Annotated in this window: 18 protein-coding genes; 10 read left to right on the top strand and 8 right to left on the bottom strand. The window is 69.1% G+C overall.

Annotation, left to right across the window (positions count from 1 at the left end; translation table 11 throughout):
- Positions 1-2: 2 nt before the first annotated feature.
- Positions 3-776: a DNA-formamidopyrimidine glycosylase family protein gene (locus LL236_RS03360; protein WP_228177380.1), complete on the bottom strand. Its 774-nt coding sequence runs from the start codon at positions 774-776 to the stop codon at positions 3-5.
- Positions 769-5,526, bottom strand: coding sequence for an Lhr family ATP-dependent helicase (locus LL236_RS03355; RefSeq protein WP_228177379.1), 4,758 nt, complete (start codon positions 5,524-5,526; stop codon positions 769-771). Before LL236_RS03355 ends, LL236_RS03360 begins: the two co-directional genes overlap by 8 nt.
- A gap of 273 nt (positions 5,527-5,799) precedes the next feature.
- On the opposite strand from LL236_RS03355, the gene LL236_RS03350 reads away from it, so the two are divergent.
- From LL236_RS03350 to LL236_RS03340, 3 genes are all read left to right on the top strand, one after another.
- A complete protein-coding gene (locus LL236_RS03350; protein ID WP_228177378.1) occupies positions 5,800-6,279 on the top strand; it encodes a cupin domain-containing protein in 480 nt (159 codons plus the stop codon).
- Between the two features lie 80 nt (positions 6,280-6,359).
- On the top strand, positions 6,360-6,719 hold the full coding sequence (locus LL236_RS03345; RefSeq protein ID WP_228177377.1) for a hypothetical protein: 360 nt from the start codon (positions 6,360-6,362) through the stop codon (positions 6,717-6,719).
- Entirely contained in the window at positions 6,716-7,045 is a 330-nt protein-coding gene (locus LL236_RS03340; RefSeq protein WP_228177376.1) for a hypothetical protein, read from the top strand. Before LL236_RS03345 ends, LL236_RS03340 begins: the two co-directional genes overlap by 4 nt.
- Before the next feature lie 96 nt (positions 7,046-7,141).
- Here the strand turns inward: LL236_RS03340 and LL236_RS03335 are convergent, their stop codons facing one another.
- The 5 genes from LL236_RS03335 to LL236_RS03315 all read right to left on the bottom strand — a co-directional run bounded on the left by LL236_RS03335 (position 7,142) and on the right by LL236_RS03315 (position 15,781).
- Complete coding sequence (locus LL236_RS03335) at positions 7,142-8,179, bottom strand: zinc-binding metallopeptidase family protein (RefSeq protein ID WP_228177375.1); 1,038 nt, start codon at positions 8,177-8,179, stop codon at positions 7,142-7,144.
- A gap of 179 nt (positions 8,180-8,358) precedes the next feature.
- Entirely contained in the window at positions 8,359-9,258 is a 900-nt protein-coding gene (locus tag LL236_RS03330; protein ID WP_228177374.1) for a transglutaminase family protein, read from the bottom strand.
- 10 nt (positions 9,259-9,268) lie between these two features.
- Positions 9,269-11,785, bottom strand: a complete 2,517-nt coding sequence (locus LL236_RS03325) for a circularly permuted type 2 ATP-grasp protein (RefSeq protein WP_228177373.1) — start codon at positions 11,783-11,785, stop codon at positions 9,269-9,271.
- Positions 11,782-15,054, bottom strand: coding sequence for a transglutaminase family protein (locus LL236_RS03320; protein ID WP_228177372.1), 3,273 nt, complete (start codon positions 15,052-15,054; stop codon positions 11,782-11,784). The genes LL236_RS03325 and LL236_RS03320 overlap by 4 nt, the downstream gene beginning before the upstream one ends.
- 70 nt (positions 15,055-15,124) lie before the next feature.
- Positions 15,125-15,781 (bottom strand): alpha/beta hydrolase, encoded by a 657-nt coding sequence (locus tag LL236_RS03315; protein ID WP_228177371.1) that lies wholly within the window; start codon positions 15,779-15,781, stop codon positions 15,125-15,127.
- 22 nt (positions 15,782-15,803) lie between these two features.
- On the opposite strand from LL236_RS03315, the gene LL236_RS03310 reads away from it, so the two are divergent.
- From LL236_RS03310 to LL236_RS03295, 4 genes are all read left to right on the top strand, one after another.
- Positions 15,804-16,472 carry an NUDIX hydrolase family protein gene (locus LL236_RS03310; RefSeq protein WP_228177370.1) on the top strand — a complete coding sequence of 223 codons (669 nt, stop codon included), beginning with the start codon at positions 15,804-15,806 and terminating at the stop codon, positions 16,470-16,472.
- A gap of 14 nt (positions 16,473-16,486) precedes the next feature.
- A complete protein-coding gene (locus tag LL236_RS03305) occupies positions 16,487-17,329 on the top strand; it encodes an AlbA family DNA-binding domain-containing protein (protein ID WP_228177369.1) in 843 nt (280 codons plus the stop codon).
- A 68-nt stretch (positions 17,330-17,397) separates the two neighbouring features.
- Positions 17,398-18,666, top strand: a complete 1,269-nt coding sequence (locus LL236_RS03300) for a cell division initiation protein (RefSeq protein ID WP_228177368.1) — start codon at positions 17,398-17,400, stop codon at positions 18,664-18,666.
- Between the two features lie 30 nt (positions 18,667-18,696).
- Positions 18,697-19,188 (top strand): bifunctional nuclease family protein, encoded by a 492-nt coding sequence (locus tag LL236_RS03295; RefSeq protein ID WP_228177367.1) that lies wholly within the window; start codon positions 18,697-18,699, stop codon positions 19,186-19,188.
- On the opposite strand, the gene LL236_RS03290 is transcribed toward LL236_RS03295, so the two are convergent.
- On the bottom strand, positions 19,142-20,206 hold the full coding sequence (locus LL236_RS03290; protein WP_228177366.1) for a LacI family DNA-binding transcriptional regulator: 1,065 nt from the start codon (positions 20,204-20,206) through the stop codon (positions 19,142-19,144). The genes LL236_RS03295 and LL236_RS03290 overlap by 47 nt on opposite strands.
- Before the next feature lie 84 nt (positions 20,207-20,290).
- Between LL236_RS03290 and LL236_RS03285 the strand changes: the two genes are divergently transcribed.
- Genes LL236_RS03285 through LL236_RS03275 form a run of 3 tightly spaced genes read left to right on the top strand, consistent with a single transcriptional unit; the run spans position 20,291 to position 23,240 of the window.
- Entirely contained in the window at positions 20,291-21,481 is a 1,191-nt protein-coding gene (locus tag LL236_RS03285; RefSeq protein ID WP_374197999.1) for a Gfo/Idh/MocA family protein, read from the top strand.
- Positions 21,478-22,185 carry a ThuA domain-containing protein gene (locus tag LL236_RS03280; RefSeq protein WP_228177364.1) on the top strand — a complete coding sequence of 236 codons (708 nt, stop codon included), beginning with the start codon at positions 21,478-21,480 and terminating at the stop codon, positions 22,183-22,185. The genes LL236_RS03285 and LL236_RS03280 overlap by 4 nt, the downstream gene beginning before the upstream one ends.
- Positions 22,158-23,240: a Gfo/Idh/MocA family protein gene (locus tag LL236_RS03275; protein WP_228177363.1), complete on the top strand. Its 1,083-nt coding sequence runs from the start codon at positions 22,158-22,160 to the stop codon at positions 23,238-23,240. The genes LL236_RS03280 and LL236_RS03275 overlap by 28 nt, the downstream gene beginning before the upstream one ends.

Below are 23,240 nucleotides of genomic sequence, written 5' to 3'. Positions count from 1 at the left end.
CGTCAGGTCTGGCAGCGCGGGCACCAGAACACGTTCCGTTCCCGCGTGGCGTCGGCACCGAGTGCGCCGGCGAGAATCGGCGTTCCGCATCGACGGCATGGCCTTTTCTCCCGGCCGTAGACCCACATCCGCTCGCCCCTCCGATCGACGCCCGTGAACGTGCGCTCGACGCGATCGCGATTCGCGCGGATCATTCGCGTTCCGACCTCGAGCAGGGCACGCGCGTCGACCTGAGTTCCCGGTGTTTCGGGATGGATGCCGCGCACGAACAGCATCTCGTTCGCGTACACGTTTCCGAACCCCGCAACGTTGCGCTGGTCGAGCACCGCGACGTGGATCTCTCGCGGGTCCGCGCCCACGCGCCTGGCCGCTTCGTCGAGATCCCAGCTGTCGCTGAGGGGGTCGGGCCCGAGGTAACCGACAAGCTCGTCCTCGCGATCGGTCGGGACAAGGGCGATCTCGGCGAGGTCAAATCCGACAGTTTCGGCATCCGTCGTTCCGACGATTGCCCGAGCTCGAAACGCCGGCGCCCGCCAGCGCTCCCCGGGACGGTAGACGTGCCATTCGCCCTCCATCTTGAGGTGCGAGTGCAGCGTCCACGGCCCGATGCGCGTGAGGAGGTGCTTGCCGCGCGGCAGCACCCCGTGGACCTGTTCACCGGTGAGGTCCGCGGTAGCCAGCTGCGGCACGCGCAGATCGAAACGGGTCACCGTGTCGCCCGCGAGCGCCGCGTTCAGCATCCGCGCCGCACGAAACACGGTGTCACCCTCAGGCACGCGGCGACCCCGAGGTCTTGCGCAGAGTGAGGCCGCGCGGGGTTTCGACGAAGCCTGCCTCGCGCAGGGCGCGGGCGAAGGCCGTCCCGAAGATCGGGTCACCGTTCACCTGCTCGACAGTGAGCGTGTCGAGGTGCCGTGCCCGGGCGGTCTCGGCGAGGTTGGCTGTGGCCGCGGCAACTATCGCGTCATCGGAACTGAAGATGAGCGCTGACTTGCCACCGCGCTCGAGATACAGCGCGAGCTCGCCGTCGACGAGCGTCACGAGGGCTCCAGCCTTGCGGCCAGGGCGATGACCGACACCCTCGAGGGTCGGCCAGGCGAGCGCAGCACCGTATGCGGTCGCGGGGTCGGTGGCAGCCAGGGTTATCGCGGCCAGCGGAGCGGGGTCGGCAACCGCGGAGAACTCGCGCAAGCGATCGACGGTAGCGGATGCCGCGAACTGTGCCCCGCCGAGCTTTTCGACGAGGTATCCGCGGCGACAGTGGCCGGCACGTTCGGCATCCGCGAGCGTGCGATACACCTGCGCGAACCCGCCCGGGACCGCCTCGCTCTGGACAGAGCCGCGGGTGACGACCCCGTAGCGGTCGAGCAGGATGCCGGCAGTCGCGGCGGCCCGCACCGTGGGCTCCGGCTCCGGGTCGGGAAGAAGCGACCAGCGACCGCCAGCTCCCGCGCTCACACCGCCGACGCTCGCGCGCGCGCCGCTTGTGATGGAACGGGGGAGGGTGGCCGCGATGGATGACCCGCGGAACATTCGCGCACGGGGAGCGCGCCTGGCGCTGCGGTGCGCCTGGGACCCGCCCGACAGCAGACCGCGCACGGGAGCGAACGTGTCATTTGTGACCCGGCCCGCCCACGTCAGGGCCCAGAGCGCCTCGATCACCGACTGCTCGTTAGCGGCGTCAGTGAGACTCCGAAGCTGCCCCGCGAAGTACGCCCCGCCGCTGGCGAGCGCGTCGAGGATGCGTGCCTCGAGGGACTCAGCTGCGATGTCGTCGTCGGGTCGGGTCGGGAGGCTCAGGGCGATGGCGTCGGCCGGATGCAGCGCGATCCACCCGTCGCGTCCTGGGAGGGTTCCGTGCCCCGACCAGATGACCTCCCCCGTAGCGGTGAGTTCGTCAAGCAGCGCGGGGCGATAGTCGCGAACGCGACTCGGCAGAACGAGTGACTCCCATGCGCTGGCGGGAATCGGCACGCCGGCCAGTTGCTCGATCACGGCGAGTACGCCGTCGACGCCTTCGAGCGGGCGGGTCAGGTGCTGCCACGCGGGCAGGAACCGGGCGAGTGCCTCCTGCGGCACGGGCTCGATGCTTCCTCGGATCGCCGCGAGCGAGCGCATCCGCAGCCGACGCAGTACTTCCGAGTCGCACCACTCGTTCTCGCCGCCGTCGAGTGCCGACGAGGCCGGGAGAAAGTAGCCGCTCGTGACGCGACCTTGCGCTTCGAGTCGCTGCAGCGTGAGTCGCGCGACGGCGGTCCCGATGCCCAGTCGCTCGGCGACGGCATCCGTGGTGAAGGGTCCGTGGGTGCGGGCGTGCCGGGCTATCAGGTCGCCGAGCGGGTCTGCGACCGGTTCGAGGAACGCGACAGGGATGCCGACGGGCAGCGGAATGCCGAGGGCGTCGCGCAGGCGTCCGGCATCTTCGATGGCCGCTACCCGATCGACACCGCCGATCGTGACCTCGATCGCGCGGCGACTGGCCACGAGCGTCTCGAGGTGAGCCGTTGCCTCGGCGACTGTCGCGGCCGTTCCGGTGTGCTCGGGGTCGGCTGCTTCTGTCTCGGCGGCACCGGATACCGCCTGCAGCCGTGCCGCTACTTCTGCACCAGACAGCGGCCCGAGCAGCCGGAGCAAGTCGGCCACGCCCTCGAGCCCGCGGACGCGGCGGTCCGGCGCGACGTGCTGCGCCTCGGATTCGAACTGGGTGATGACGTCGGGGTCGAGAAGCTCGCGCATCTCCACGGTGCCGAGCAGCTCCGACAGCAGTGCAGGGTCGACGGCCAGCGCGGCGGCGCGGCGTTCGGCAAGGGGCGAGTCGCCCTCGTACATGAACGCGCCGACGTAGCCGAACAGCAGGTCTCGCGCGAACGGCGAGGGCTGTGGAGTCTCGACCTCGATGAGGCGGATGCGGCGGTCGGCGATCGACCGGACGATCCGAAGCAGCGCGGGCACGTCGTACACGTCCTGTAGAACTTCGCGCAGCGTTTCGAGGATCACGGGGAATGTCGGATGCCGACGGGCTACCTCGAGCAACTGGGCTGACCGTTGCCGCTGTTGCCACAGCGGGCTACGGCGGTTCGGATTCATCCGGGGCATCAGAAGCGCCCGGGCCGCGCACTCGCGGAAACGGGACGCGAACAGGGCAGACCCGCCGACCTCTTGCGTGATGAGTGGCTCGAGCTCGTCGGCGTCAAAGACGAACAGCTCGGCGCCGGGCGGCTCGCTCGTGGTGTCGGGAACGCGCGCGATGATGCCGTCGTCGCTCGCAACGGCGGATCCCTCGACACCGAGCCGCTCCCGGATCCTCGCGTTGACCGCAAGCGCCCATGGCGCGTGGACTTGCATGCCGTACGGGGAATGCAGGATGACACGCCAATCGCCGACCTCGTCGCGGCCGCGTTCGACAGTGAGGCTTCGATCGGTCGGCAACGTCCCGGTGGCTTCGCGCTGGTCAGCGAGGTACGCGAGCAGATTGGTCTTCGCGTTCGCGTCGAGCCCGGCATCCGTCAGTCGCGCGTCGGCGGCAGGAGGTGGCGCAGTGGAGATCTCACGCGTGAAGGCTCCGAGCGCCTCCCCGAGCTCCGCGGGCCTGCCGATCCCGTCGCCGTGCCAGAACGGCACCCGCCCCGGCTGGCCGTATGCGGGGAGGACGTTGACGCGATCGTGGGTGATCTCGACGATGCGCCAGCTCGTCGTGCCGAGCGTGAAGACGTCGTTCACGCGCGACTCGTAAACCATCTCTTCGTCGAGCTCGCCGACGCGCGCGTTCTGGCTCTCGCCCGCGACGAACACGCCGAACATGCCGCGGTCAGGGATCGTCCCACCGCTCGTGACGGCGATGCGCTGCGCGCCCGGGCGGCCGGTGAGGGTTCCGGCATCCCGATCCCACACGACGCGCGGACGGAGCTCTGCGAACTCGTCTGAGGGAAACCTGCCGGCGAGCAGGTCGAGGGTGGCTTCGAACGCCGAGCGCGGAAGCGAGCGGAACGGGGCGCTGCGTTTGACGGTCTCGAACCACTCCTCGACGTGGAGCGGGGCGAGGGCCGCTGCTGCGACGGTTTGCTGCGCGAGGATGTCGAGCGGATTCTGCGGCACCTGGATCGCCTCGATCTGACCCGCGAGCATCCGCTCCGTGACGATCGCGGTGTGCAGCACGTCGGAGCGGTGCTTGGGAAACAGGGAAGCCCGGCTGATCTCGCCCACCTGGTGACCGGCGCGGCCGATGCGCTGCAGGCCGGATGCCGCGCTCGGCGGCGCTTCGACCTGGATGACGAGGTCGACAGCTCCCATATCGATGCCGAGCTCGAGACTGCTCGTGGCAACGACGCAACGCAGGATGCCGGACTTGAGTTCCTCTTCGACGAGTGCGCGCTGCTCTTTCGAGACGGACCCGTGGTGGGCCTTCGCGAGCACGGCATCAGCCCCAGCCGTCTGGCCGCTTTGCGCGGGCATCGCTGCCGCGATCGTCGGTTCGGGGAGCTCGATACCCAGCCGCTCTGCGTAGATCTCGTTGAGCCTCGCGGTGAGACGCTCCGCGAGCCGCCGCGAGTTGGCGAACACGATCGTCGACCGGTGTTGAAGGACCCGGTCGACAATGGCCTCTTCGACATGAGGCCAGACCGATCCCGTCATCTCCGTGTTCTCGGGGCGTGGGGGTGTTCCGCCGGATGGCGAATACCAGTCTTCGCTTTGTCCGGAGGTCGGTGCCGTCGCATCCGTCGACCGCACGCCTGGCCCACCCGTGGTGGATGCCGCGGCCGGCGGTGGGTTGAGCATGTCTTCGACCGGGACCGTGACCCGCATCTCGAAGGTCTTGGATGCCGGCGGCGCGACGATCTCGACCGGGGCTGCGCCCCCGAGGAACCGGGCAACCTCGTCGATCGGTCGCACCGTCGCCGATAGGCCGATGCGCTGCACGGATGCCGCATCCGGCCTCTCGGCGCGGATCATGGCGTCCAGGCGCTCGAGGCTGAGGGCCAGGTGCGCGCCGCGTTTGGTCGCGGCCACGGCGTGGACCTCGTCGACGATGACCGTGTGAACTCCCGTGAGGGTGCGGCCCGCCTGGCTCGTGAGCATGAGGTAAAGCGACTCGGGGGTCGTGATCAGGATGTCGGGCGGCGTCGCGACGAGCTTGCGGCGCTCCGTCGACGGGGTGTCTCCGGAGCGGACGCCGACCGAGACCCCGGGGAGGCTCAGCCCGCGTCGGCGGGCTGCCTGGTCGATGCCGACGAGCGGCGAGCGGAGGTTGCGCTCCACGTCGACACCGAGAGCCTTGAGCGGTGAGATGTAGAGGATGCGGGTGCCCGCGGCATCCTGCGGGGTTTCAGCCTTCTCCCGGAACACACGGTCGATGGCCCACAGGAATGCCGAGAGCGTCTTGCCGGAACCGGTCGGAGCAACCACGAGCGCGTGGCGGCCCGCCGAGATCGCCTCCCACGCGCCGGCCTGAGCCGGGGTCGGTGCGGTGAATGCGCCGCGGAACCAATCCTGCGTGGCAGGACCGAACCTCTCGAGCACATCCGCCATCCCCCTATCTTCGCCCGCCCCACCGACATCCGGGGCGGTCTCGGTCCCAGCCCGCAGCGAACTCCTCAGAACGGGCGACGGATGCTGCGTGGGGCGCCTGCGGCCACGGTAGGTGGCCCGATCTTGAGGAGTTAGCGACGCTGTGCATCGCGGGGTTCGTCCCGGCCCTGACGCAGAACGTCGACGCGAACGGGGCTGCCCCAGCGAGTTGACAGACGAACCGGGCGGCGCCGCCCCCAAGGGAGTACCGTGACGGTGAGCAAAGGAGCGACCATGGCATTCGACCAGGTGGTGCACGGACGGCAGGACGATTTCGAGGCCCGGCACGGCGACCGTGGACGGTTCACGTTCGCCAAGCACGTCGTTGTTCCCAAAGAGGGCACTCAGCTACAGGTCTCATTCATGGAGATCCCGCCGGGTCAGTCGGCGTACCCATATCACTGGCACGCTGGCGTCACCGAGGCCTACGTCATCCTGTCGGGAACGGGTCGGGTGCGTACCCCGGGTGCTGAATTCGACATCGGCCCGGGGGAGGTCGTCGTCTTTCCACCCGGGCCGGCGGGCGCGCACCGGATGACGGCTACCGGCGGTGAGCCGCTCCGGTACGTCGACCTGGACACGACATCCGAACAGGACGTGATCGGCTACCCGGACTCGCGAAAGACGATGGCGTACACGACCGCCCGCCCCACGATGCTCTTCCGTGACGACGACGCCGTGGACTACTACGACGGTGAGCCTGACGCTGGGTGAGGGGCGAGACCGGGTGAGCGGGTGACGCGGAGCGCACACATGTGAGCGCGGACGTGCGAGAGTGACGTACGGAGGATCCCATGCGTGCCACCCCAACCGTCCTCGCCGCGACTCTTCTCACCGCGTTCCTCGTCGGCATCGGCGCCGCACCCGCCCTCGCGGAGCCCGGAACCGGCCCCGGCGTCAGCGATCCCCCGCGGGCTTCGACCGAAGCCACGGTCGTCGCGATGCGGCACCAGAGCGGTCTGTTCGGAGCCCAGGAGACGGCGATCACCGACCCGCAAACCCCCTACCCGACGACGATCACCGGCTCGGGAAGGACGGTCGAGACAGCGCAGATCGTGCTCAACGACCCGAGCTCGAGCAGCCCGGGCGACATCCCGTCGAGAACTCGGGAACGCTCGCCGCCGGCACTCCGGCGGGAACGACCCGGGTGGTGACCCTGTCGGCTGTGCCCGCCGGCGCAACGTGCATCGTCACGCAGACCGCTGACGGGCACACTGCCGATGCGGTGCTGGCGTCCACCACGACGGTTCCGGCATCCGTTGTTGCGGTGGCGAACTCCACGGTATCGGCGACGGTCACCGACGCCTTCGCTGCACCGACGCCAACGCCGACACCCACCCCGAGTCCCACCTCGACCCGGCTTCCCGACACCGGAGCGTCGGCGCCGCCATCCTGGGGGATGCCGGCGGCTCTGCTGACCGCGGGGCTCGCCGTCATCGCTCTCGACCACGTTCGCCGTCGCTCGCGCGCATCACGCTAGCCCGGGGGTTCCCGGTGGCGAACTCCTCAAGACCGGGGTTCTACAGCCGCCGCGGAGCGGAAACGCAGCTTCCTGGCGCCGAGATTGAGGAGTTGGCTACGCGCCGGACTCGGGTTCGACGTCCCCTGCCGACGAGTCTTTGACTGAGCCGGCCGCCGCGTCTGCCGCGAGGCCTGCGACGAACTCGAGTTTGTCGAGCACCGGAGTGGACAGGACGAACGGGTAGAGGTCGTCGTAGCCCATCGACCGGTTCATCATGTTCAGAGCGGTCGACAGTGGCATCCACGTCTTCGTGACGCGCTCGCGGAACGAGGCGGTCGGCGCGGGGCGGAGCAGGCCGAATTCCTCGGCGGTCTGGATGCTGTCGCTGATGTGAAGGTAGTGGGCCCAGGTTTCGGCGAAGTCCTCCCACGGGTGCATCGTCGCGTATTGCGAGATGAAGTGCTGTTGCCAGTCATCCGGAGCACCTTCGGCGTAGTGGCGATCGATCGCCGCCTGATAGTCCTCGGACTCGTCGCCGAAGAGCTCTCGTGCGCGGTCGCGCGTCTGGTCGTCGGTGATGAGAAAAGACTCGTAGTAGTGCCCGATCTCATGGCGGAAGTGACCGAGCATCGTGCGGTACGGCTCGTCGAGCATCGCCCGCACCTTCTCGCGGTGCGCATCCTCTGCCTCGGCGAGGTCGATCGTGACGATGCCGTCAGCGTGCCCGATCGTCACCTGTTCCGCAACGCTCGAGAGCAGGTCGAAGGCGACGCCGCGGGGGTCGTCGGTGCGGTCGAGAATCGGGATGCCGAGCTCGTCGAGCTCCGCGATGAGGTGGCGTTTGGCGCGTTCGGCGGGAGCGTAGTTCGAGATCCCCTCGAGGTCGGCGTCGTTGGGACGTGTGCGGGTCAAGCCGCAGCTGAAGCACAGCCCGCCGGCATCCGTCGTGAGCCAGGTGCAGCCCGATAGCCCCAGGTTTGCGCACACGTGCCAGACGCCACCCTCGGCATCCGTGTACGTGCGGTCGTCGGTATCGAGCGGCACGATGTCGCGCTCGGCGCGGGAGTATCCCAGCGGTGTCTCGCATGAGACGCAGACCGAGTTCTCGAAGAACAGGCGATTGCCGCAGACCCGGCAGGTGTAGGACTTCACGGGCGAATCCTCGCACACGAACACGACGTGTCAGGAGGGCTTGCGCTCGCGGCGATCCGCGTCCGCGCGCAGGTCGCAACGGCGCATGGAGTCGGCGGCGCGCCGGGCGGACGGGCTGGATGCCGGCGTGTCGCGCACAAACTGCGCCGTTGCGACCTGGGGCCGGTGGGGCGGAGTCGTCAGGATGCCGGGGTGGGGGATGCCGGTGCCGGGGCGACGTCGACCGAGACGCGCAGGGTCGAACGCTTCGCGGTGGTGAAGATGATGCCTTTGACGGGGGAGACATCGCCGTAGTCCCGCCCCCAGGCGACGGTGACGTAGCGGTCGTTAGCCCACTGGTCGTTGGTCGGGTCGATCGCGAGCCACTCGTCAGATCCCGGCATCCAGACCGCGAGCCATGCGTGCGAGGCGTCGGCGCCGACGATCCGCTCGCGACCGGGCGGCGGCTGGGTCGCGAGGTATCCGCTCACGTAGCGCGCCGCGACTCCGTGGCTGCGAAGGCACGCGAGGGCGAGGTGCGCGAAGTCCTGGCAGACCCCCGCACGCGTCCGGAACACCTCGGCTACCGAGCTGGTGACCGTGGTCGCCGTCTTGTCGTAGTCGAAGTCGGCCTTGATGCGGTGCATGAGGTCGGTGGCCGCTTCGCCGATCGGTCGCCCGGGGGTCAAGGATGCAGCGGCATACGCGTGGGCGTCGGTGACGTGCTCAGCCTTCGGGGACTCCACAGCGAACTCCGCGGCGGCCCAGGCGCCGGGCGCATCAGGATGCTGCACCGGACGCGATTGCTCCCAGGGCAGCGCCAGCGCCGCACCGTCATAGCGGGGTGCTTCGACGGTCACGTCGGTGCGCGCGTCGACGACCAGGCGCGTGTGGGGCACAGTGACGTGGAAGTACGTCACGACGTTGCCGAAGGCATCCCGCTCGTGGCTGATGTCGTTCGGCTCGGGATCGATCGTCACGGTGTGCGACGCGATCTGCTGCCACGCGACCGGTCTCGGGGCCACGTGCGCAAGCCCGAGACTGTTGCGCACATCGTCGCTGTATTCGTAGACGGTCCGGTGCGACACCGCGTACTTCATGCGTCGCTCCTCACGAGAGTGCCCCCGTGAGTTCGGTCAGCGACAGCGATGCGTAGGTCTGCAGCGGGGGGCCAGCCGAGAAGTGCAGTGCCTCGATCGCCCGCGCGATCTCACGCAGCTGCGCATCGGCATCCGTGAGGGTGTCGTGGAGCGTCGACCGGCGGTCATCGATGGCCATTGCGAGGTCGGCGACCTGTACGTCCGCGATCTGGGCCTCGAGCTGATCGAGCAGTCGCTCGGGGCGAGTCGACCCGGTCGACAGCGGCTGGGCGGCCAGGTGCTCCCGGATGCGCGCCACGGCGAATCGCAGTGATCGGGGGTTCTCGGGGTCACGGACCAGCAGATCGATCACGCCGCTCGCGTAGAGCCCGCCGCGGTACCGGCGGCGGTGCGTGACCACGCTTTCGCTGGCACGCAGCACCGCTTCGAGAACTTCTTGTTCGACGTCGCCGACGAGGCGGTCGACCATCGTCGCTCGCAGCAGGATGCCGATCTGCAGCGCGCGCTCGATGGCCCGCCCGGTCTCGATCATGTGCCAGCCGGCATCGCGGATCATGTTCGCCGAGGTGCCCTGCAGCGCCAGAAGCGCCGTGAGCATCTGTCCCGCTGCCTCGCCGATGCCGTGGGCGTGCGGAGTGATCCGCAGGGCAGCGCCGGCGCGATCGGTGGCGGCGAACACCCGCCAGGTGTCGGCCGAGAGCTGATCGCGCACTCCCTCGAGGGTCGTCCGCAAGCGTGAGAGCGAGTGCGCCACCGAGCCGGGACGAGCGCCGTCGAGCAGTACCGACCGGAACTCGTCGTCGAGGTCGAGCCACCGCGTGCCGCACAGGCGCTGCGTCGCGCCCACGAGCACCTGGGTGCTCTGCGCCGCGGTCAATCCGGGTGCGGTGAGCTGATCGGCATCCGATCGGATCGCGAGAACGAGCCGCAGCAGATCCTCAGCGCGCTCCGCGTAGCGTCCCGACCAGAACAGGTCGTCGAGTGCGCGCGGGGCCACCTCGGGGACTGACTGGACGACGGCGACCGTTGTGGCGTCCGGCAAGCCTTGATCGAGGTCCGCCGGATCGGCCTTGAGAACCCACACGTCCTTCGATGCGGTCGGAAGTGCGGCGTCAGCGACGGCGGTGGCAAGCCCGCCGATGAGCGGACGGTAGGTCGACTGATGCCGGAGCGTGAATGTTCGCAGCACCACCGGCCTCGCGTCGACCTGGCCGGGCGAGCGCCACGTCGGTGCCTGCGAGAGCGGGAGGAGCTCTTGCGCGGCGAAACGGTGCGGGCTGTGCCGTATGCTGTCGACGAGCCGGGCGGGGTCGGATGCGTCGAGCGGTGTCCGAGGCCCGTCGATGGCCCGAACGACAACCGTCGGGTCTGCTCCGAGCAGCCGCGGGGTGAGCAGGTCCAGAGCGTCAGGATCGCCGCACCACCAGGTCGGCGTCGACGCGAGGCGCAACTGTTCGCCGAGCAGGCGCTCGCACAGCGCGGGAAGGAACGGAAGCAGCGCCGGGTTCTCGAGCACACCGGCGCCGAGCCCGTTGACAAGGCGCACGCCGCCCCGGCGAACCGCCTCGGTCAACCCCGCGACGCCGAGTTGCGAGTTTCCCCGCAGCTCGAGGGGGTCGCACCATTCGGCATCCACGCGACGCAGAATGACGTCGACGCGCTCCCGCGGTGTCACCTCGGGCCATCCTGCGGGTTTCATCCAGACCTTGCCGTCTCGCACGACGAGGTCTGCCCCCTGCACGAGCGGGAAGCCGAGCATGCCCGCCAGGAATGCCTGGTCGTAGGCGGTTTCTGACAGGGCGCCGGGGGTGAGAACCACGACGCGTGCATCGGGGCGGGCATCCGGTGCCGCCGCGATGAGCGCTTCGCGCAGAGCGTCGAAGTAGGGCTCGATGCGGTGCAGCGTGGCGCCGTGGAACAGCTCGGGAACGACCTGCGAGACGATCCGGCGGTTCTCCATCGCGTAGCCGAGCCCCGAGGGTGCCTGCACGCGATCGGAGATGACCCGCCACTCGCCGTCGCCGTCGCGCCCGAGATCGGTGGCGCTGAACAGCAGGGGGTGCGGGTCGGTGGATCCGGTTCCGGCGACCGCCCGGATGTAGCCGGCGTGCCCCAGCACTGTCGCTGCAGGCAGGATGCCTTCGCGCAGCATCCGGCGCTCGCCGTAGACGTCCACGAGCAGAGCGTTGAGGAGTTCGGCGCGCTGCGCGAGTCCGACATCGAGCTTGGCCCAGTCGCTGCTGTCGAGCACGAGGGGCACGGGATCCAGGCGCCACGGCTCGGGTTCGGAGTCGGCCGGGTTGTAGGTCACGCCGTCATCGGCCAGGAGTGCCCCGACTTCGCGGTTCAGTCGCGACAGGTCGTCGATGGTGAGGGTGAGTGCTCCGGGGGCCATCGCGCGCCACGCGGGTCGCAACGTGCCGTCGGGTGCGATGACCTCGTCGAAGCGCGCCGAGGATCCCCGGGGTGAAGCGAAGGGCAGCGTGGGTTGGGTGACCGCGGCGGCATAGTCGCGGAGGACGCTCACGCCGGGGCGATCCTGCGCAGGTCGAGGGTGTGCGGATAGTCGGCGGATGCCGCGTGGCGGCCGCGCTCGCGGAGGGCGCCCACATCGACGTGCCCGGGAGTGTGTCCGTGGGCCTCGAAGCGGCTCGCACGGCGAGCCTCAGCCTCGAACGCGTTCACCGGCGGGTGCTTGTACGCCCGTCCGCCCGGGTGGACGACGTGGTAGGTAGCGCCGCCGAGGCTCGCCTCGGCACGCGTGTCGATCACGTCGACGGTCAGCGGCGAGTGCACCTCGATCGAGGGATGCAGCGCCGACCACGGCTGCCAGGCGCGATAGCGCACGCCCGCGTAGAACTCGCCGAGCGTGCCGGTCGAGGTGAGAGGCACAGGTACACCATTGCACGTCACAAGGTGTCGGCGCTCGTCGATGCCGCGCACCGTGACCTGAATGCGCTCCACAGAGGAGTCCACGTAGCGCGCGGTTCCCGATCCCGTGGCTTCTTCGCCGAGCACGTGCCACGGTTCGATCGCCTGCCGAAGTTCGAGTTCGATGCGTGCTCCGGGCGCCGAGATCCGAGCCAGCCCGATGCGCGGGAAGCGGAACTCTGCGAAGGCGTCGAGCCAGGACTGCTCGAACGGGATGCCCGCGCGGTTCAGGTCGTCGACGACGCCTTCGATATCGAGCAGCGTCCCGTGAGGGAGGAGGAATTCGTCGTGAAGGCGCGTTCCCCAGCGCACGAGCGGCTCGTCGTAGGGCGTGTCCCAGAACCAGGCGATGAGGCTGCGCACCAGGAGAGCCTGGACGAGGGCGAGTTCGGGATGCGGCGGCATCTCGAATCCGCGGAGTTCGAGCAGCCCGAGGCGTCCCCGGCTGGAGTCGGGGCTGTACAGCTTGTCGATGCAGAACTCGGCCCGGTGGGTGTTCCCGGTCAGGTCGGTCAAGAGGTGGCGCAGGGCCCGGTCCACGATCCAGGGGCGGGCGCTGCCGCCGGCGGCTGCAGCCTCGGCATCCAGCCGCCGCAGCTCGCGCAGCGCGACCTCCATCTCGTACACAGCCTCGGGCCTGCCCTCGTCGAAACGCGGAGCTTGGCTCGTGGGGCCGATGAACCGCCCCGAGAAGAGGTAGGACAGGCTCGGATGCCGCTGCCAGTAGGTGATCAGGCTTGCCAGCAGGTCGGGGCGACGAAGCAGCGGCGAGTCGATGGGCTGAATGCCGCCGATCGTGATGTGGTTGCCGCCGCCGGTTCCGGTGTGCAGGCCGTCGAGGTCGAACTTCTCGGTGGACAGGCGGCTGCGCCGGGCAAGGTCGTAGAGCGATGTGGTCAGCTCGCGCTGCTGCGCCCACGACGACACCGGCTGCACGTTCACCTCGATGACGCCGGGATCGGGGGTCACGACGAGCTGCTCGAGCCGCGTGTCGGGCGGCGGCGCATACCCCTCGATCACGAGACGGATGCCGGTGGCAGAGGCCGCCTGCTCGAGGACGTGCAGCAGGTCGGTGTAGTCCTCGAGGTGCGCGACCGGGGGGAGGAAGACGTGCACCTGACCATCGCGGGCCTCGAACGCGACAGCGGTGGTCGCGGTGGTTGCCACACCCTGCAGCGACACGTCCGGGATCTCGGGCTCGCGAAGCGGTGACTCTTCGAGATACGAGGGTTCTGCCGTCAGCTCCGGGGGTGTCCACGACACCGAATCCAGCGGCAGGCGCAGGCCGATGGGGCTCGTGCCGGGGCTGAGTACGAGCCGGCCGCGACGGAACGTCCACACGGGGCTCGTCCAGTGCCCGTCGGTCGTGAGGGGCAAGACCCAGCCGGTGGGGGTGTCGACATCACGGTCGAGGGCGGCGAGGTCGTGCTCGTCGAATCCCTCGACGTCGGTGGGTTCACCGGCGGGCTTGCGCACCTCCGCCGCCAGCGCCGCGAGCGGGTCTTCGTAGGCGGGCAGCAGGCGGCTATTCGGGATGCCGAGGGTCTGGGTGACGCGCCGGGCCAGGGTTTCGGCATCCGTCGTCGCGCCTGGCTGGGGTTCATCGGACCACGGGTCGGCGAACAGGGACGGGTCGTTCCACAGCGGCACCCCGTCTTTGCGCCACTGCAGCGCGATGTTCCAGCGAGGCAGCGGCTCGCCCGGGTACCACTTGCCCTGGCCGCGGTGCACGATGCCGCCGCCCGCGTACCGCTCGCGCAGCTTCTCGGCGAGCGTGTCTGCGAGCTCCCGCTTGTGGTCGCCGTCGGCGTCGGTGTTCCATTCGGGGGCCGTCGTATCATCGACCGAGATGAACGTCGGCTCGCCGCCCATGGTCAGGCGCACATCCGCGGCGGTCAGCCGTTCATCGACGGCCTCGCCGAGCTCGTCGATGCGCTGCCACTGCGCGTCGGTGTAGGGGCGGGTCGTGCGGGGGTCCTCGTGGATGCGGCGCACCTCGTTGTGGAACGAGAACTCCACCTCGACAGCCTCGGTAGCACCCGAGATGGGGGCAGCCGACGAGGGTTCGGGTGTGGCGCTCAGTGGAATGTGGCCCTCGCCCGCGAACAGGCCGCTCGTGGCATCCAGCCCGATCCAGCCGGCTCCAGGAATGTAGACCTCGGCCCACGCGTGCAGGTCGGTGAAGTCGGCGGCCGGCCCGCTGGGCCCGTCGAGCGACGCCTGGTCGGGGGCGAGCTGGACGAGATATCCCGAGACGAACCGCGCGGCCAGCCCGTACTGGCGCAGCAGGCTCACGAGCAACCAGGCGCTGTCGCGGCACGAGCCGATGCCGCTGCGAAGCGTATGGTTTGGGGTCTGCACTCCGGCTTCCATCCGCACGCTGTATGAGACCCGCTGCTGCACGGCGCGGTTCAGGTCGGCGAGGAACGTGACGGTCGGAACTCCGTCCTCGGGCAGCGGCGGCAGGGTCTCGCGCCATCTTTGGGCGCGACCGCTGCCGGGGACAGAACGCAGGTAGGGGGCGAGATCGGATGCCAGGTCCGGGCGGTACTCGAAGGGGAACCGCTCCGCGTACTCCTCGATGAAGAAGTCGAGCGGATTGATGACCATCATGTCGGCGACCAGGCCCACCGTGATCTCGAGCCGGTCCACCTTCTCGGGAAAGACCAGGCGGGCCACCCAGTTACCGAAGGGATCCTGCTGCCAGTTGACGAAGTGGTTCTTCGGGCTCACCTCGAGCGAGTACGCCTCGATGGGGGTCCGTGAGTGCGGGGCCGGCCTCAGCCGAACGAGGTGGGGTGCGACCGAGATCGGCCGGGCGAACTCGTACGCGGTGCGGTGCTCGAGAGCCACCTTGATCGACATGCACACAGCGTGGCGGAGAACTGTTGCGCGCGGGTTACGGTTTGCCGACCAGTCCGACCTGTCCCGACCCTCAGAGCGCGGCGAGTTGTGCGTCGAGGAACTCGCGGACGTCGGCGAGTTCCTGCTCCGAGACACTGTGCGTCAGTCCCGGGTACGCGCCGCCCGAGAGCGTGGCGTGGGCGGGCAGCCACTGCATCGTGTGCTCAACGAGCGCCTGGGGGATGACGTCATCGTGCGTCCCGCGGCCCCAGAACACCGGCGGCTTTCGCTCGGCCATCGCCGCATCGCCCTCCAGGTCGCCCGGGGCCACGTAGCCGCTGAGGTTGACGGCGAACGCGAACCGGTGCGGCTCCAGCCGCAGCGCTTGCATCGAGACCGCCGCACCCTGCGAGAAACCGAGAAGCCCGACCGGGTCGTCGCCCGCGAGGGTGTCGACCCACTCGATGAGGCGACGCGCGGCGTCCGTCACCCGCGACGGGTCGCGGCCATCCAGTCCTTCGATCGGATACCAGGAGTATCCCGGCGCGGGCCACGGGGGCGTGAGGGGTGCGCGAACGGCGGCGACCGTGACGTCCGCCGGAAGGTACGGCCGTAGCCCGAACAGATCGTGTTCGTCGGACCCGTAGCCGTGCAGCAGCACGAGCAGCGGCCGTCCGGCGCGGTCCTCGGGGTCGCTCGACCAGAGGACCGTATCGTCGGCGAGCGCCGGCGTGTCGATCTCGCTCATGGCCTCAGGGTATACAAGAGACATGCCGGTACGGACCCCAGACCCTGACCCCAACGAGCGCGATGACGAGGGAGCGCCCCGCGATCCGCTGGGCGGGATCGGCTCCTCGTTCGGTCGCGCCGGTCATCCCGTCGGCGACGGAAGCTTCGGATCTCCCGCCCCCGGCAACGCCTCCAATCCGGGTTGGCTCACCGACATCGAACTCGCCGAGGCGCGACGGCGCCTGCCCATGCTCTACGTCGAGGCGCTCCCGGTGCGCACTGACGGTGTGGGCCTGGTCACCGAGGTCGGCATCCTGCTTCGCGCTACCCCCCTCGGTGAGATCACCCGCTCGCTCGTCTCGGGGCGCGTCCGCTACGGCGAGACTGTTCGCGACGCGCTGTTCCGCCACCTCGAGAACGACCTCGGACCGATGGCGTTCCCGCTGCTGCCGCCACAGCCCGTGCCGTTCACGGTCGCCGAGTACTTCCCGATTCCGGGCGTCAGTCCGTTCTTCGATGACCGTCAGCACGCGGTCTCGCTCGCGTTCGTCGTGCCCGTGACCGGCACGTGCGAACCGCGCCAGGACGCGCTCGAGGTCACGTGGATGTCGCCGCAGGAAGCGGCATCCGACTCGCTGGCGGACGAGATGGAAGGTGGCAGGGGAACGCTCGTGCGCCTTGCGCTGGCCAGCGTCGGCGCGCTGCGCTGACTCCCGGAGAGTCGATGCCCACCAACGTCCAGCTCGTCGAGTTCGCCGTCGGACTCCCGATCGCTCTAGGGATCTCGTACCTCATCGCGCTCGCAATGCGGCGGCTGTTCCGAGAGCGCCTCCCCCTGTCGCTCCCGGTGATGATCCTCACCTCCGTGGTAGGGACCGCGATCGGGCTCTTCATCGCGGGATGGTTCGTCGTGGACGCCCGCCTGTGGACGCCCTTGACCCTGCTGATCGCGTTCGGTTCCAGCATCCTGGTCACTTTCGCCGTTTCGGGGCTGTTCGTCGGTCTGCGGCGTGACCCCGGCAAGGTCGACATCGGCGCGCTGCTGGCTGCCGGAGAATCCGATCGCGTCGAGTTCAAAGAGACGGCGCGGTGGAACGTGCGGGAGAACAAGAAGGACGCGCGGATGGAGCAGGTGGTCGCAAAGACCGTCGCCGCCTTCCTCAACAGTGGCGGCGGAACTCTGGTCGTGGGCGCCAGCGACGATGGCGAGGCTCTGGGGCTTGGCCGCGATCTCGCGACCCTTCGCACTCCCGATGCCGACCGCTTCGAGCTGTGGTTGCGCGACATGCTCTCCACGCTCCTGGGGCGCAACGCGGCGGCGTTGCCGATCGTGAGGTTTCCCACGGCGCCGAACGGGGAGATGGTCTGCGCGATCGTTTGTCCGCCCTCGCCACGACCCGTTTTCGTGACGCAGGCGAAGGACGGATCCTCGACGGAACTGTGGGTTCGGGTGGGCAATTCCACGCGCTCCTTCGCGGTCGACGAGGCTGTCGAGTACGTTGCGCGGCACTGGGCTCGTCGGGGCGTGCTGCGACGCACGGCCGATCCCAAGCATCCCGCTACCTGATCGTCATCTGGGCGCGGTACGGTGTGTGCGCTCGGGGGAGATTGATCCCGCACGTCCCGGAGGACCGGATGCCCGACAACGCCCCATCTGCTCACACCGACGCATCGCTGTCGACTCCGTTCGATGAGCTCATGAATGCTGCGCCGGATTCCAGGTTCTCGACGGGCGGCACCGGATTTGCCACTGTCTTCCGTGGCTACGACCGCGACGACGTGGATGCCGCGGTCTCGCGGCTCACGGCGAACCTTGCGACTGAATCACAGCGCGCCGCCGAGAGCGCCGCGCGCGCCGACGCCGCCGCAGAACGCGTTGCCCGCCTCGAGGGGGATCTCACCGCCGTCCGCGCCCAACTGGCAGAAGCCGAGAGTCGCATCGCTGCGCTCACCGAGGAACTCGCCGACGGTTCGGCAGCCTCGCCGAACCGGCGTCATTTCGAAGAGGTGCTGCGGGTCGCCGAAGAGCAGGCGAGCACCATCATCCACAACGCCACGAACCAGGCCGACAAACTGCTCCAGGCTGCAAGCGCCGAAGGCGACAGTCGTCGCGCCGAGGCCGAGGCCGATGCCGCGCAGATCATCGCGCGGGCGAACAGCGAGGCCGAGCAGGTCCGGCTGCGGATGCAGACGGAGCTGACCGCTCACACTGCTCGCCTCGAGCGTGAGGCCGCAGCGTCGGCGGATGCTGTCGTCCAGGCCGAGCAGGAGGCGGCAGCGATCCGTACCGAGGCGGAGAAGGCTGCGGCTACCACTCGCGCCGCTGTCGCGCGGGAGACCGAGCAGTCGCGGGCCGCCGCTGAAGAGGCGGTGCGCGAGCTGCGGATGCGGGCTGCTGAGTTCGAGGAGTCGCTGACCCGCCGTCAGGATGACGCGCAGCAGGAGTTCCTGGTGCTGCACAATCAGGCGGTCGCGCACGCCGAGCGCATCACGACCGACGCGAACGCGCAGGTGGCTGCGGCGCTCGAGCATGCGCAGCGGATCACCGCGAAGGCTGACGACTTCGACAAGCTCATGCGTTCACAGGCGCAGCAGATCGAGGCAGACGCACGGATGCGTGCCGCCGAGCAGCTCGACCGGGCGCGGGAGAAGGCGCAGCGCATCATCGACGCCGTGACGACCCAGGCCGACACGGTGCTCCGCGACGCGGAGGATCGCACCCGGCAGCTGCGCTGGCAGCAGCACCAGCTCACGAGCTTCATGGCCGAGGTCAAGGAGATGATCCGTCCGGACGGTGTGAGCGCGCAGCCCCCGTCATCCGAGTGGGAGCCATCCGAGTACCGCGACGCCGCCGCGGGTGCCGACATCGCGCCGACCGGAGACGGTGCCGCCGAGCACGCGTAGTCTGGCCGGAGCCCGTGAGGGAGGTTCGGCATGGTCCAGGTACGCGTCGCCGGGGTGGCGATGGACTCGATGGCACAGCACGTCATCCTGCTCAAACCGCTGGGTGATGCTCCCGGGACCGGGTCGATCGTTCCCATCTGGATCGGTGCCCAGGAGGCGACATCCATCCTCGTCGCCGTCGAACACGCGGTGACACCGCGACCGCTTGCTCACGACCTCATGTCGGTGATGCTGAAGCAGTTGCACGCCCAGGTGACGCGCGTCGAGGTGACCCGGATCACGGACGGCACGTTCTATGCCGAGATCACCATCGTCCACGGCGACCAGGTTCTTGTCATCGACGCGCGACCATCGGATGCGATCGCGTTGGCGTCGCGAACGGGGGCCGCGATCTGGGTGGCAGACGCGGTTCTCGAGGAAGCCGGCATGCCCGACATGCTCGACGAGGATGACGCTGAAGTGTCAGTCGACGAGTTCAAACGCTTTCTCGACGAGGTCGATCCCGAGGACTTTCGCGGCTGAGCGTCTCGGGGCCGGCGCCTGAGGTGCCGGTCGAGCCGCGTACCACCAGGGTCGTCGGCAATTCGATGATGCGCGCTTGTGGGTCGGCGCCGTGGGCGATGGCGACGAGTTCATCGATAGCGGCCGCCGCCATCTCACGAATCGGCTGGCGAACCGTCGTCAGGGCGGGCTGAACCCACTTCGCTCCCCGCACGTCATCGAACCCGACCACGAGAACGTCCTGTCCCACCCGCATGCCGAGGTCGGCGGCGGCGCGATACACCCCGATGGCCATCTCGTCCGAGATCGCGAAGACGCCGATCGGCCCGGATGCCGCGGCCTCGCGCAGCGCGGGAAGGCTTGCGCGCCAGGCGCCCGGGGAGCTCCAGTCCGCGCGGATCCGGTGAATGGTGGCGGTCGGATGCCGGGAACGCACCGTGGTCTCGAAGCCGTCCACGCGTGCACGTCCGAAGCGGTATGACGGTGCGGCATCCATGACGATGAACTGCTCGGCTCCGGCGTCGAGCAGGTGCTCTGCGGCCGCAGCTGCGCCGGCTCTGTCGGTCGTGCGCACACTGGTTAGCGAGATCCCCGCCTCCGCGCGCGGATCCATCAGCACGATCGGGATACCCGCGTCGCGCAGCACCGCGAGCTGCGCGGCGGTGGGCAGGATGAGGCCGAGGACGACCCCCGCCGACCCGCGACCCCGGATCCGCAGGGGCCAGTCGTCGTCTGGGGTATCCCGCTCTGCCGTGAGGACGAGGTCGAATCGATGGCGCGCTGCGGCCAGGTGCGCGCCGGCTGTCACTTCGTCCGCGTAGGGGTCGTGGAAAGCCCCCAGCACCAGGTCGAACAGACGCGAGGTTCCCGTTCGCGGGCGTCCTCTGCGAACGCCGGTGTTCGAATACCCGTGCCGCTGTGCCGCGGCAAGCACGCGCGCCCGCGTCTGCGCTGACATCTCGCCCTTGCCCCGCAGCGCGCGGGACGCTGTTGAGACGCTGACCCCGCTCTCGGCGGCGATTTGGGCAAGAGAGCTCACGCTCCGATTTTTGCGCAAAAGTGAGGAAGCGCGCGACGGCGAGTGGCATCCTGGTGCGCGGATCGCGAGAGAAGGGCGATGTCGATGGGGATATCCAGTTCACCCGTCCTGCGGGTCGCCATCGTCGGCACCGGCTTCATGGGCAAGATGCACGCCCACGCGTGGCGCACCGCCCACCGCTTCTTCAGAATGGATGCCGTCCCCGAGCTCGCCGTTCTTGTCGGGCGTGACGCGGAACGCGCTTCCGATGCCGCCCGCGACTTCGGGGCGCTCGCAGCGTCGACCGACTGGCGGGAGGTTGTGGCGCGATCAGACATCGACGTCGTCGACATCTGCACGCCAGGTGACACGCACGCGGAGATCACGCTTGCGGCGCTCGCCGCCGGAAAGCACGTGTTGTGCGAGAAGCCGCTCGCCAATAGCGTCACCGATGCCGACCGCATGGTCGAGGCCGCAGCTGAAGCTCCCGACCTCGTTGCGATGTGCGGATTCAGTTATCGCCGCACGCCGGCGCTGTCGCTGGCCAGAGAACTGATCACAGCCGGGCGGCTGGGTGAGATCCGGCACGTCCGGGCACAGTATCTGCAGGACTGGCTGAGCGAGCCCGACGCTCCGTTCACCTGGCGACTGGACAGGCACCGTGCCGGCTCGGGAACCCTGGGCGACATCGGTGCGCACAGCATCGACACCGCCCAGTGGCTCACCGGCGAGCGGATCACTGCCGTGTCAGCGATCACGCGAACGTTCGTGACCGACCGCCCCGAACTCACGGAGCAGGTCGGACTCGGCGGGCGAGCCGTCGACGGCGCGGCCCGACGCGACGTGACAGTCGACGACGCCGCCGCGTTCACCGCCACCTTCGCCGGCGGCGCGCTGGGCGTGTTCGAGGCAACTCGCATGGCGACCGGCAGGCGCAACGCCAACCGCATCGAGATCAACGGATCGCGCGGATCGATCTCCTTCGACTTCGAGCGCATGAACGAGCTCGAGTTCTATGACGCCACCGATCCGGCAGGCGAGCAGGGCTTCCGTCGCATCCAGGTCACGGAGCCGCAGCATCCGTACGCGGCAGCCTGGTGGCCCGCGGGCCACGGGCTTGGATACGAACACGGCTTCACGCACCAGATCGTCGACCTCGTGCGCGCGATCACCAGCGGGGCGCCGGCATCGCCCTCGTTCGCTGAGGCTGCGCAGGTGCAGCGTGTGCTCGCTGCCGTGGAAGACAGCGCGGCACGGGGCAGCATCATGACAGCCGTGGAAGGAGCACCATCATGACCACCAGACAAGCTCTCGTCGTCCGCGGCGGGTGGGAGGGGCACCGACCCGTCGAAGCCACCGACCTGTTCATCCCGTTCCTGGAGTCCAGTGGATTTTCGGTGCGGGTCGAGGACTCGCCCGAGATCTATGCCGACGAGGCGACCATGCGAGCAACGGACCTCGTGCTGCAGTGCTTCACGATGTCAGAGATCTCGCAGGATGCCCTGGCGGGACTGCGGGCGGCCGTGAGGGGCGGTCTGGGGTTGGCCGGCTGGCACGGGGGGATCGCGGATTCGTATCGGAACAGTTCGGATTACCTGCAGTTGATCGGCGGGCAGTTCGCGACGCATCCGTCGAAGAGTCCGGACCTGTGCACGGGCGACCAGAGCGATAACTATCTGCCGTACACCATCGAGATGACAGACCTCGGACGCGAGCACGAGATCACGGCGGGAATCGCTGACTTCGAGCTCACCACCGAGCAGTACTGGGTGCTCCACGACGATCTCAACGACGTGCTGGCGACCACGACGCATCCGACCCAGCCCTACCACCCCTGGCATCGCCCGATCACATCTCCCGCGATCTGGACCCGGTTGTGGGGAGCTGGACGTGTCTTCGTCGCGACGCCCGGCCACAGCCTGGATGTCCTCGAGGACACCAACGTCCGCACGATCATCGAGAGGGGGCTGCTGTGGGCAGCACGCACGGCGTCGGAGTAGTCGGACTCGGGGTCATCTTCGCGCAGTACCGCGAGACCCTCGTCGGGCTCAGCGACATCGCGATCGTCGCGGTAGCCGACCTCGATGAGGCTCGCGCTCAGGAGGTCGCTGCGACGATCCCCGGATGCCGCGCCCTGAGCGTTGCCGAGCTGATGGCGGACCCTGCCGTCGACACCGTGCTGAACCTCACGATCCCCGCCGCGCATGCCGAGATCGCGCTTGCGGCTCTTGCCGGCGGCAAGAACGTCTACGGCGAAAAGCCGCTCGCGGCAACGTTCGCGCAGGCCCAGGCCATGCTCGCCGCGCGCGACCAGGCGTGGGTGGGTGGTGCACCCGACACGGTGCTCGGAACCGGCATCCAGACCGCCCGCGAGGTCGTCGATTCGGGGCGGATCGGTGCGCCGCTCGCGGCGACAGCCACCTGGGTAGCTCCGGGGCACGAGTTCTGGCACCCGAACCCCGACTTCTACTATCGCGAGGGCGGGGGGCCCCTCATGGACATGGGCCCGTACTATCTGACCTCGCTCGTCCACCTCCTCGGGCCCGTCGAGAGCGTCAGCGGCGCATCGTCGCGCAGTCGCGACACGCGAACCATCGCGTCGGGCCCTCGCGCGGGGGAGGAGATCCCGGTGGAGGTCGACACGTATGTCACGGGCACGCTGCGGCACACCGGTGGCGCGATCTCGACCGTGGTGTTCAGTTTCGACAGCGTGGCCACGCACGCCACGCCCATCGAGGTCCATGGCGAGAGCGGCTCGATCACAGTTCCCGACCCGAACATGTTCGAGGGCGACGTGCAGGTGCAACTGCTGGGCGCGCCGGAGTGGCAGACCGTCGCCCCGTCAGCCGGCTACGGCGGCGCCGGGCGGGGCATCGGACTCATCGATCATGTTCGAACCGGGGCGGACCGCGCCAGCGGAGCCCTCGCCCTCCACGTGCTCGAGATCATGACGGGGCTGCTGCGCTCTGCCCGCGAAAACGCGCCTTTCACCCTCACAACCACGGTCCAGCGACCGGAGCTGGTTCCGCTGACCCCTGCATCCGACTGGAGATGA

This window comes from Microbacterium schleiferi (assembly GCF_020781975.1).
In the GTDB taxonomy this organism is placed as follows: Bacteria; Actinomycetota; Actinomycetes; order Actinomycetales; family Microbacteriaceae; genus Microbacterium.
The sequence above is the reverse complement of the archived record's forward strand: the minus strand, read 5'-3'. Positions and strand labels throughout refer to the sequence as shown.

Coding starts and splice junctions, on each gene's coding strand:
- LL236_RS03295 (WP_228177367.1), top strand. CDS start 18,697: ATGGTCCAGGTACGCGTCGCCGGGGTGGCGATGGACTCGATGGCACAG.
- LL236_RS03350 (WP_228177378.1), top strand. CDS start 5,800: ATGGCATTCGACCAGGTGGTGCACGGACGGCAGGACGATTTCGAGGCC.
- LL236_RS03280 (WP_228177364.1), top strand. CDS start 21,478: ATGACCACCAGACAAGCTCTCGTCGTCCGCGGCGGGTGGGAGGGGCAC.
- LL236_RS03305 (WP_228177369.1), top strand. CDS start 16,487: ATGCCCACCAACGTCCAGCTCGTCGAGTTCGCCGTCGGACTCCCGATC.
- LL236_RS03315 (WP_228177371.1), bottom strand. CDS start 15,781: ATGAGCGAGATCGACACGCCGGCGCTCGCCGACGATACGGTCCTCTGG.
- LL236_RS03345 (WP_228177377.1), top strand. CDS start 6,360: ATGCGTGCCACCCCAACCGTCCTCGCCGCGACTCTTCTCACCGCGTTC.
- LL236_RS03285 (WP_374197999.1), top strand. CDS start 20,291: ATGGGGATATCCAGTTCACCCGTCCTGCGGGTCGCCATCGTCGGCACC.
- LL236_RS03310 (WP_228177370.1), top strand. CDS start 15,804: ATGCCGGTACGGACCCCAGACCCTGACCCCAACGAGCGCGATGACGAG.
- LL236_RS03330 (WP_228177374.1), bottom strand. CDS start 9,258: ATGAAGTACGCGGTGTCGCACCGGACCGTCTACGAATACAGCGACGAT.
- LL236_RS03300 (WP_228177368.1), top strand. CDS start 17,398: ATGCCCGACAACGCCCCATCTGCTCACACCGACGCATCGCTGTCGACT.
- LL236_RS03355 (WP_228177379.1), bottom strand. CDS start 5,526: ATGGCGGATGTGCTCGAGAGGTTCGGTCCTGCCACGCAGGATTGGTTC.
- LL236_RS03320 (WP_228177372.1), bottom strand. CDS start 15,054: ATGTCGATCAAGGTGGCTCTCGAGCACCGCACCGCGTACGAGTTCGCC.